General features: G+C 61.8%; 10 protein-coding genes. 7 read left to right on the forward strand and 3 right to left on the reverse strand.

Features of this window, described 5'->3' with window-relative positions; all coding sequences use genetic code 11:
• Both HP547_RS14905 and guaD read left to right on the forward strand, forming a co-directional pair.
• The coding region (locus tag HP547_RS14905; RefSeq protein ID WP_172286692.1) for an XdhC family protein at window positions 1–339 on the forward strand (339 nt) is incomplete at its 5' end.
• Between the two features lie 10 nt (window positions 340–349).
• A complete protein-coding gene (guaD, locus tag HP547_RS14910; protein ID WP_172286693.1) occupies window positions 350–1654 on the forward strand; it encodes a guanine deaminase in 1305 nt (434 codons plus the stop codon).
• On the opposite strand, the gene aqpZ is transcribed toward guaD, so the two are convergent.
• Both aqpZ and HP547_RS14920 read right to left on the reverse strand, forming a co-directional pair.
• The gene (aqpZ, locus tag HP547_RS14915) at window positions 1651–2349 is read right to left on the reverse strand and encodes an aquaporin Z (RefSeq protein ID WP_172286694.1); all 699 of its coding nucleotides are present in this window, start codon (window positions 2347–2349) and stop codon (window positions 1651–1653) included. The genes guaD and aqpZ overlap by 4 nt on opposite strands.
• Window positions 2350–2586: 237 nt before the next feature.
• On the reverse strand, window positions 2587–3342 hold the full coding sequence (locus HP547_RS14920; RefSeq protein ID WP_172220413.1) for a GntR family transcriptional regulator: 756 nt from the start codon (window positions 3340–3342) through the stop codon (window positions 2587–2589).
• 283 nt (window positions 3343–3625) lie between these two features.
• On the opposite strand from HP547_RS14920, the gene HP547_RS14925 reads away from it, so the two are divergent.
• Window positions 3626–4975, forward strand: coding sequence for an NCS2 family permease (locus HP547_RS14925; RefSeq protein WP_172220416.1), 1350 nt, complete (start codon window positions 3626–3628; stop codon window positions 4973–4975).
• A 239-nt stretch (window positions 4976–5214) separates the two neighbouring features.
• Here the strand turns inward: HP547_RS14925 and uraH are convergent, their stop codons facing one another.
• A complete protein-coding gene (gene uraH, locus HP547_RS14930) occupies window positions 5215–5568 on the reverse strand; it encodes a hydroxyisourate hydrolase (protein WP_016711727.1) in 354 nt (117 codons plus the stop codon).
• A gap of 399 nt (window positions 5569–5967) precedes the next feature.
• On the opposite strand from uraH, the gene puuE reads away from it, so the two are divergent.
• From puuE to HP547_RS14950, 4 genes are read left to right on the forward strand one after another with little or no spacing between them, the layout of a single operon-like run.
• Window positions 5968–6894, forward strand: a complete 927-nt coding sequence (gene puuE, locus HP547_RS14935) for an allantoinase PuuE (RefSeq protein WP_172220419.1) — start codon at window positions 5968–5970, stop codon at window positions 6892–6894.
• Window positions 6894–7409, forward strand: coding sequence for a 2-oxo-4-hydroxy-4-carboxy-5-ureidoimidazoline decarboxylase (gene uraD, locus HP547_RS14940; protein ID WP_172220422.1), 516 nt, complete (start codon window positions 6894–6896; stop codon window positions 7407–7409). Before puuE ends, uraD begins: the two co-directional genes overlap by 1 nt.
• A 49-nt stretch (window positions 7410–7458) precedes the next feature.
• Window positions 7459–7962: an ureidoglycolate lyase gene (locus tag HP547_RS14945; protein ID WP_172286695.1), complete on the forward strand. Its 504-nt coding sequence runs from the start codon at window positions 7459–7461 to the stop codon at window positions 7960–7962.
• Window positions 7963–8018: 56 nt separating this feature from the next.
• Window positions 8019–9347 (forward strand): urate hydroxylase PuuD, encoded by a 1329-nt coding sequence (locus HP547_RS14950; RefSeq protein ID WP_172286696.1) that lies wholly within the window; start codon window positions 8019–8021, stop codon window positions 9345–9347.
• Window positions 9348–9421: the final 74 nt, after the last annotated feature.

Raw genomic sequence — 9421 nt, forward strand, 5'->3', positions numbered from 1 at the left:
GTCATGACCCACAACCATCAGCTCGACATGGAGCTGACCGCCGCCATTCTCAAGCGCAACGATTTCACCTGGTTCGGCCTGATCGGCTCGAAGACCAAACGCGTCAAGTTCGAGCACCGCCTGCGCGAGCGCGGCTTCGACGAGGCCGTGATGGCGCGCATGCGCTGCCCCATGGGCCTGGCGGAGGTCAAGGGCAAGCTGCCCATCGAGATCGCCGTGTCCATCGCCGGCGAAATCATCGCCACCTACAACGCCTGCTTCGGCCAGCACGATGCTGCTGCCAATGCCGGCCCCATTGCCCAGTTGCTGCCGCCCTCCCGGCGCAGCCAAGCCCTATGACGAGTGTGTTATGACCGTTACCCGCAAAGCCTACCGTGCCGCCATCCTGCACAGCATCGCCGACCCGGCCGAGGTGGGCCTGGAGGCTTCCCATGAGTACTTTGAAGACGGCCTGCTGGTAGTCGACGATGGCCGTATCAGCGCCGTTGGCCACGCCAGCGAACTGCTGCCAAGCCTGGATGCCGACATCCCGGTGCAGCACTACCAGGACGCACTGATCACCCCGGGCTTCATCGACACCCACATCCACTTCCCGCAGACCGGTATGATCGGCTCGTACGGCGAGCAGCTGCTGGACTGGCTGAACACCTACACCTTCCCTTGCGAAAAGCAGTTCGCCGACAAGAACCACGCCGACCAGGTAGCGAAGATTTTCCTCAAGGAGCTGCTGCGCAACGGCACCACCACTGCACTGGTGTTCGGCAGCGTGCACCCCGAGTCGGTCAATGCCCTGTTCGAAGAGGCCGAGCGCCTGGACCTGCGTCTGATCGCCGGCAAGGTGATGATGGACCGCAACGCCCCGGACTACCTGACCGACACCGCCGAATCCGGCTACGCCGAAAGCAAGGCCCTGATCGAGCGCTGGCACGGCAAGGGTCGCCTGCATTACGCCGTCACTCCGCGCTTCGCGCCCACCAGCACACCTGAACAGCTGACCCTGGCGGGCCAGCTGCTCAAGGAGCACCCGGGCGTGTACATGCACACGCACCTGTCGGAAAACCTCAAGGAAATCGACTGGGTCAAGTCACTGTTCCCCGAGCAGAAGGGTTACCTGGACGTTTACGACCACTTCGAACTGCTGGGCGAGCGCTCGGTGTTCGCCCATGGCGTGCACCTGTGCGACGACGAGTGCCAGCGCCTGGCCGAAACCGGCTCGGCGGTGGCCTTCTGCCCTACTTCCAACCTGTTCCTTGGCAGCGGCCTGTTCAACCTGCCGCAGGCCGAACGGTTCAAGGTCAACGTCGGCCTGGGCACCGACGTCGGCGCCGGCACCAGCTTCTCGCTGCTCAACACCCTGAACGAAGCGTACAAGGTGATGCAGCTGCAAGGCGCGCGCCTGCACCCGTACAAGTCGCTGTACCTGGCCACCCTCGGCGGTGCCCGCGCACTGCGCCTGGACGATCGCATCGGCAGCCTGCGCACCGGCAATGATGCCGACTTCGTGGTGCTGGACTACAAGGCCACGCCGCTGCTGGACTACCGCATCCAGCAGTCCAACAGCATCGAAGAGACCCTGTTCGTGCTCACCACCCTGGGCGACGACCGTACCATACGCGAAACCTACGCTGCCGGGCGCTGCGTGCACCAGCGCTAAGGTTCTTTCGCCAGGCCCCGGTACAATGCGCCGCCGATTGCAGCCCCTATCAGCGGCGCCACCCAGAACAGCCACAGCTGTTGCAACGCCCACCCACCGACGAACAAGGCGGGCCCCGTGCTGCGCGCGGGGTTGACCGAGGTATTGGTGACCGGGATCGAGATCAGGTGGATCAGGGTCAGGGCCAGGCCGATGGCGATCGGTGCGAAGCCGGCCGGCGCCCGGGCGTCTGTTGCGCCCATGATCACCACCAGGAACATCGCCGTCATCACCACTTCGCTGACAAAGCCCGCCCCCAGCGTGTAGCCACCTGGCGAGTGGTCGGCGTAGCCGTTCGATGCCAGGCCCGAAGACAGCTCGAAACCGGCCTTGCCGCTGGCAATCAGGTAGATCACCCCGGCCGCCAGGATGGCGCCGATCACCTGGGCTATCACGTAGGGCAACAGCTCTTTTGCCGGGAAGCGCCCGCCCACCACCAGCCCGAAGGACACGGCGGGGTTGAGATGACAACCGGAGATATGGCCGATGGCGAAGGCCATGGTCAGCACGGTAAGGCCGAAGGCGAAGGCGACACCGAGTACACCGATGCCCAAAGGGGAACTGGCTGCGATTACCGCACTGCCACAGCCGCCAAGCACTAACCAGAAGGTACCGATCAGCTCGGCACCCATTCGTTTACCCAGAGACATGGTCATGGACCTTTCCTCAACAAGTAGTGGAACGCAACGGATGCGCAAGCCCAACTGCTTGATGAAGGTTTGCCCACAAGAATTTAGCAGACCTTTGGCTGATGGCCAGAAATGACTGGGGCCCCTTCGCGTTCCATTCGCAGCACAAGGCTGCTCCTACAGGGGTTACGCGATGCCCGTAGGAGCAGCCTTGTGCTGCGCATGGGCGGCGAAGCGGCCCCCTTCAATCAGCCAGGCAAACGATCAACCCTTGGCCGAAACCTTGGGCTTTTTCAGCAAATGCGAGAACACCGCATGCAGGTCGTCCGAGGCGCTCTCCTCGTCCAGGTTCAGCTTGCTGTCGATGTGGTCCATGTGGTGCATCATCAGGTTCACTGCCAGGTCGGCATCGCGCGCCTCGATGGCGTCGATCAGCTGCATGTGCTCGTCATACGAGCAGTGCGAGCGGTTGCCGCTTTCGTACTGGGCAATGATCAGCGAAGTCTGCGACACCAGGCTGCGCTGGAAGCTGACCAGCGGTGCATTGCCCGCCGCTTCGGCCAGCTTGAGGTGGAACTCGCCGGAAAGCCGGATGCCAGCACCCCGGTCACCCCGGGAGAAGCTGTCGCGCTCCTCACGCACCATCTGCCGCAGCTCGTTCAACTGCTCGAGGGTGGCGTGCTGCACGGCCAGTTCGGTAATGGCACGTTCGACCATGCGCCGCGAGAAAAACACCTGGCGCGCCTCTTCTACCGTCGGGCTGGCCACCACCGCACCGCGGTTCGGCCGCAGCAGCACCACGCTTTCGTGGGCCAGGCGCGACAGCGCGCGGCGGATGATGGTGCGGCTGACGCCAAAGATTTCGCCCAGTGCTTCCTCGCTCAACTTGGTGCCTGGTGCCAGGCGCTGCTCGAGGATCGCCTCGAAGATGTGCGCGTAGACGATGTCGTCCTGGGTACCACTGCGGCCGGCCTTGCCGACACGCGCAGGTTTCTTCAGAGGTTGCAGCTGTTCGTTCATGGGCTCTCGAGGCACGAAGAGAAAGTATGGCGCCATTGTACACAGGCTGAGGCGATTCCGCAGGGGGCGTTTTACCTATATAGCCGTTGTACGACGCATTGCGCACACAAAAGATAAAACATTATTTGCATTCTTTGTACACAAAAGCATAATCCACCGAGCAACTTCTTGACCCATGAGTCAACAAACAGGTCGGACGTCTGCCTTCCCTCTTGGGGCTACCAAGTGCATCGCTCAGGAACTGGCCCCTACAACAACAAGAAAGACTTGAGGAGTACTCGCTGTGGAAAGCCGCAAATCCGAAGCCCCTGCGCTGGATCTCGCCCCACCGCTCGAAACGAGCTGGCTGGAGCGGATTTTCAAACTCAAGCAACACGGCAGTACCGTCAAAACCGAGATGATCGCCGGGGTGACCACCTTCATCACCATGGCCTACATCATTTTCGTCAATCCCAACATCATGGCCGACGCCGGCATCGACCATGGTGCAGCCTTCGTCGCCACCTGCATCGCCGCCGCGCTGGGTTGCCTGCTGATGGGCCTGTACGCCAACTGGCCTGTGGGCCTGGCGCCGGGCATGGGGCTCAACGCCTTCTTCACCTACACCGTGGTCGGCACCATGGGCTACAACTGGGAAACGGCACTGGGGGCGGTGTTCGTCTCAGGCGTGCTGTTCATGTTCCTGACCTTGTCGAAAGTGCGCGAATGGCTGCTGAACAGCATCCCGGTCAGCCTGCGCCATGCCATGGGGGCCGGCGTCGGATTGTTCCTCGGGCTGATCGGCCTGAAGACCGCCGGCATCATCGTCGACAGCCCGGCCACGCTGATCAAGCTGGGTTCGCTGCATGAGCCAGGGCCGCTGCTGGCAGCCGTGTGCTTCCTGTTGATCGCCATCCTCAGCTACAAGCGGGTGTTCGGTGCGATCCTGATCAGCATCATTGGCGTAACCGTGGCTGGCTGGGGCCTGGGCCTGGTCAAGTTTGGCGGGGTGATGTCGATGCCGCCCAGCCTGGCACCCACCTGGATGGCCATGGACGTGGCTGGCGTGTTCAACGTCAGCATGATCAGCGTGGTGCTGGCGTTCCTCTTCGTGCACATGTTCGACACCGCAGGCACGCTGATGGGCGTGGCGCAGCGGGCCAATCTGGTGGCGCCGGACGGGCGTATCGAGAACCTCTCGCGGGCGCTAAAGGCTGACAGTGCTTCGAGCGTGTTCGGTGCGGTGGTCGGCGTACCGCCGGTGACCAGCTATGTGGAGAGCGCTGCGGGGGTCGCTGCCGGTGGTCGTACTGGTCTGACGGCGGTGGTGGTCGGCCTGTTGTTCGTCGCCGCGATGTTCTTCGCCCCGCTGGCCGGGATGATTCCGGCGTACGCGACGGCGGGTGCGCTGATCTATGTGGCCATGCTGATGATGGGCAGCATGGCGCACATTCATTGGGACGAAGCCACCGACAGCATTCCGGCGATCGTCACGGTGATCATGATGCCGCTGACGTTCTCTGTAGCGGACGGTATTGCGCTGGGCTTCATCAGCTATGTGGCGCTGAAGGCCGGTACCGGCAAATACAAGGAAATCTCGGCCAGCTTGTGGGTGTTGTGCGCGATCTTCATAGCCAAGTTCGTGTTTCTCTGACCCCTCATTGCACCAGTCAAGGGCGCCTCGGCGCCCTTTCTCTATTGCTTTAGCCTGTGCCTGCCTCTTCGCGGTGAACCCGCTCCTGGGGTTAGGTGATAGATGTTTGTGTGCGGCGGTGCGGCGATCCGATTACCCGCAAAGAGGCCAGATCAGACAATGCAAAAACAGCAGACGAAAAAAAGCCCGCCAGTGTGAGAGCGGGCCAAAGGACCTACGAAGATTCTTCTAGCGACCAACTAGCTTCCACGATAGGTCGAATAGCTGTACGGCGAAATCAGCAGCGGCACGTGGTAGTGCTCTTGCTGTTCATCGATACCAAAGCGCAGCACCACAACGTCCAGGAACGCCTGGGCCGGCAGCTGCACGCCGCGGGCGCGGTAGTAATCACCAGCGCTGAACTGCAACTGGTAGACACCGCTGCGATAGTCGTCACCCTGCAGCAGCGGCGCGTCGACGCGGCCATCGCTGTTGGTCAGGGCGGTGTTCACCAGCTCCAGCTGCTGGCCTTCGACGCGGTACAGCTCGACCTTGATCGAGCTGCCGGGGCAGCCATGCGCGGCATCCAGTACGTGTGTGGTCAAACGTCCCATTGCTTGTCGCCTCTTGTTCAATCTGTGGGCAAAAAATACACGGCCATCACCACGCCAAAGGGCCTGCGATGTGCGGGAATGACGCTATTAAGACATTCCGATGCAAAATTGTACACAATTTTTTGGGCCCTTCTTGCGCTCCTCCCCGATCATGCCCATAAACGACCCATCGGTCGCAAATACACGCTGCGTGCCGACGTCAACATCATTAGCTGACCGATCAGGCAGGTTTCTTGCACTGTATTTCCAGAGCGCTGCGAAGCGACAAAAGGGAAGAAATGCGGAAAAACAGGCTTACAAAAGATTTCAGAAGTTGTATACAATCAGCCCATCCGGTGGTGCGACATACCGACGCGGCCCGCCCACCACCCGCACTAACGCACAAGAAGGAAGACTGCAGTGAGCGCTGACTACCCTCGCGACCTGATCGGTTACGGCAACAACCCTCCTCACCCGCACTGGCCGGGCAACGCTCGCATCGCGCTGTCTTTCGTTCTCAACTACGAAGAAGGTGGCGAACGCAACATCTTGCACGGTGACAAGGAATCCGAAGCCTTCCTGTCCGAGATGGTTGCCGCCCAGCCGCTGCAGGGTGCGCGCAACATGAGCATGGAGTCGCTGTACGAGTATGGCAGCCGTGCCGGTGTGTGGCGCCTGCTGAAGCTGTTCAAGGACAGCGGCGTGCCGCTGACCGTGTTCGCCGTGGCCATGGCCGCCCAGCGCCACCCCGACGTGATCCGTGCCATGGCCGAAGCCGGCCACGAAATCTGCAGCCACGGCTACCGCTGGATCGACTACCAGAACATGGACGAGGCCCAGGAGCGCGAGCACATGCTCGAAGCCATCCGCATCCTCACCGAAATCAGCGGCAAGCGCCCGGTGGGTTGGTACACCGGCCGCACCGGCCCGAACACCCGCCGCCTGGTGATGGAAGAAGGTGGTTTCCTGTACGACAGCGACACCTATGACGACGACCTGCCCTACTGGGAGCCGAACAACCCCACCGGCAAGCCGCACCTGGTGATCCCCTACACCCTCGACACCAACGACATGCGCTTCACCCAGGTACAGGGTTTCAACTGCGGCGAACAGTTCTTCCAGTACCTGAAGGACGCGTTCGATGTGCTGTATGCCGAAGGCGCCGAAGCACCGAAAATGCTCTCCATCGGCCTGCACTGCCGCCTGGTGGGCCGCCCGGCGCGCCTGGCCGCGCTGAAGCGTTTCATCGACTACGCCAAAAGCCATGACCAGGTCTGGTTCGCCCGTCGTGAGGACATCGCCCGCCACTGGCACGCCACCCACCCGTACAAGAAAGAGACCGCCTGATGACCGCTTTCAAAACCCTCAAGCCTTCCACCCTGGGCCGTGACGCCTTCGTCGAGGCGTTCGCCGACATCTACGAGCACTCGCCGTGGGTTGCCGAAAAAGCCTATGACCTGGGGCAACTGGCTGAACTGGACGAGATCGAGGCGCTGCACCAGCGCATGAGCGACATCCTGCTCAGCGCCAACCACTCCGACCAGCTGGCGCTGATCAACGCTCACCCGGACCTGGCCGGCAAGGCCGCCGTCCAGGGCGAGTTGACCGAATCGAGCACCAATGAGCAAGCCGGCGCCGGTATCCACCAGTGCACCGCCGAAGAGTTCGCCCGTTTCACCGAGCTGAACGATGCCTACAAGGCCAAGTTCCAGTTCCCGTTCATCATGGCGGTGAAGGGCAGCAACCGGCACCAGATCCTGGCCGCCTTCGAAAAACGCATCCACAACGATGCCGATGCCGAATTCAAGGAAGCCCTGGCGCAGATCAACCTGATCGCCCTGTTCCGCCTGCTGCAGTTGTAAGCGACAGCCGAACCTTTTTCAGTACAACGAACATATAAGAGAGACCCGCATGCGCACCCTGATGATCGAGCCCCTGACCAAAGAAGCCTTTGCCCAGTTCGGAGACGTGATCGAAACCGACGGCAGCGACCACTTCATGATCAACAACGGCTCGACCATGCGCTTTCACAAGCTCGCCACGGTCGAAACCGCCGAGCCTGAAGACAAGGCGATCATCAGCATCTTCCGCGCCGACGCGCTGGACATGCCGCTGACCGTGCGCCTGCTGGAACGCCATCCGCTGGGCAGCCAGGCTTTCATTCCGCTGCTCGGCAACCCCTTTCTGATCGTGGTCGCGCCAGTTGGCGATGCACCTGTATCAGGTTTGGTCCGCGCCTTCCGCAGTAATGGCAGGCAGGGCATCAATTACCATCGCGGCGTCTGGCACCACCCGGTGCTGACGATCGAAAAGCGGGATGACTTCCTGGTGGTTGATCGCAGTGGTTCTGGCAACAACTGCGATGAGCATTACTTCACCGAGGAACAAATGCTGGTCCTCAATCCCCACCAATAAGAGAAGGTCGGTCATCCGGGTTTCGACCTGAACGGTGACTGGCAGAGGTACATACTGTGGAAGCACACCTTCACGAATGGCTGAACCTGAGCATTCGCTGGGTTCACATGATCACCGGTGTCGCCTGGATCGGTGCATCGTTCTACTTCGTCTGGCTGGAGAACCACCTGAACCGAAGCAACCCGCGCGATGGGTTGTCGGGTGATCTCTGGGCGATTCACGGCGGTGGTATCTACCACCTGGAGAAATACAAGCTCGCACCCCCGAAAATGCCCGAGAACCTGCACTGGTTCAAATGGGAAGCCTACTTCACCTGGATGTCCGGTATCGCCCTGCTGTGCGTGGTGTTCTACTGGAACCCGGCGCTGTACCTGCTGGCCCCTGGCAGCACCCTGAGCGGCGCCGAAGGTGTGGCCATCGGTATCGGCTCGCTGGTCGCCGGCTGGTTCATCTACGACTTCCTGTGCGACTCGCCTCTGGGCAAGAAGCCAGCGCTGCTCGGTGGTGTCCTGTTCGTGCTGATCATTGCTGCATGCTGGGGCTTCAGCCTGGTGTTCAGCGGCCGTGGTGCGTACCTGCACACCGGCGCGATCATCGGCACCATCATGGTCGGCAACGTGTTCCGCATCATCATGCCGGCCCAGCGCCAGCTGGTGGCGGCGATCGAGAACAACCAGACACCTGACCCGGTACTGCCGGCCAAGGGCCTGCTGCGCTCGCGTCACAACAACTACTTCACCCTGCCGGTGCTGTTCATCATGATCAGCAACCATTTCCCGAGCACCTACGGTAGCCAGTACAACTGGCTGATCCTGGCTGGCATTGCAGTGGCCGCGGTACTGATCCGCCACTACTTCAACACCCGCCATGACAGCAACAAGTACGCCTGGACCCTGCCCGTCGGCGCCCTGGCAATGATCTGCCTGGCCTATGTCACCGGCCCGAAACCGATGGCCGTAAGCCCGGAGCAAGCCGCAGCGAAGATCGAGTACCAGCCGCTGCCGGCGACCGCCGTAGGTGGCAAGACCGCTGCCGAGCAGCGCGCCGAGGACGCCGCCAAGGCTGCCGAAGCACCCGCCGCTGAAGCCCAGACTCCTGCCCAGGCCACGGCGCAGGTTGGCGGTGACGCTTTCGACAAGATCCACAATGTCATCCAGGAACGCTGCACCGTGTGCCACTCGTCCAAGCCGACCAGCCCACTGTTCAGCGCGGCTCCTGCCGGCGTGATGTTCGACACCCCGCAGCAGATCCAGGCCCAGGCCGCGCGCATTCAGGCGCAAGCGGTCGCCAGCCAGATCATGCCGCTGGGCAACATCACCCAGATGACCACCGAAGAGCGCAAGCTGGTCGGTGACTGGATCGCCAAAGGCGCCCCGGTGAACTGATACACAACTCTCGGGATCTCGCCGCTCCTGTGGGAGCGGGTTCACCCGCGAAGAGGCCGGTATTGCCGGCCTCG

It is taken from the genome of Pseudomonas sp. CM27 (assembly GCF_013179515.1).
In the GTDB taxonomy this organism is placed as follows: Bacteria; Pseudomonadota; Gammaproteobacteria; order Pseudomonadales; family Pseudomonadaceae; genus Aquipseudomonas.

Bases quoted from the DNA above. Each gene is read 5' to 3' on its own strand.
- guaD (WP_172286693.1), top strand. From the start codon at position 350: ATGACCGTTACCCGCAAAGCCTACCGTGCCGCCATCCTGCACAGCATC.
- HP547_RS14920 (WP_172220413.1), bottom strand. From the start codon at position 3,342: ATGAACGAACAGCTGCAACCTCTGAAGAAACCTGCGCGTGTCGGCAAG.
- uraD (WP_172220422.1), top strand. From the start codon at position 6,894: ATGACCGCTTTCAAAACCCTCAAGCCTTCCACCCTGGGCCGTGACGCC.
- uraH (WP_016711727.1), bottom strand. From the start codon at position 5,568: ATGGGACGTTTGACCACACACGTACTGGATGCCGCGCATGGCTGCCCC.
- HP547_RS14945 (WP_172286695.1), top strand. From the start codon at position 7,459: ATGCGCACCCTGATGATCGAGCCCCTGACCAAAGAAGCCTTTGCCCAG.
- aqpZ (WP_172286694.1), bottom strand. From the start codon at position 2,349: ATGACCATGTCTCTGGGTAAACGAATGGGTGCCGAGCTGATCGGTACC.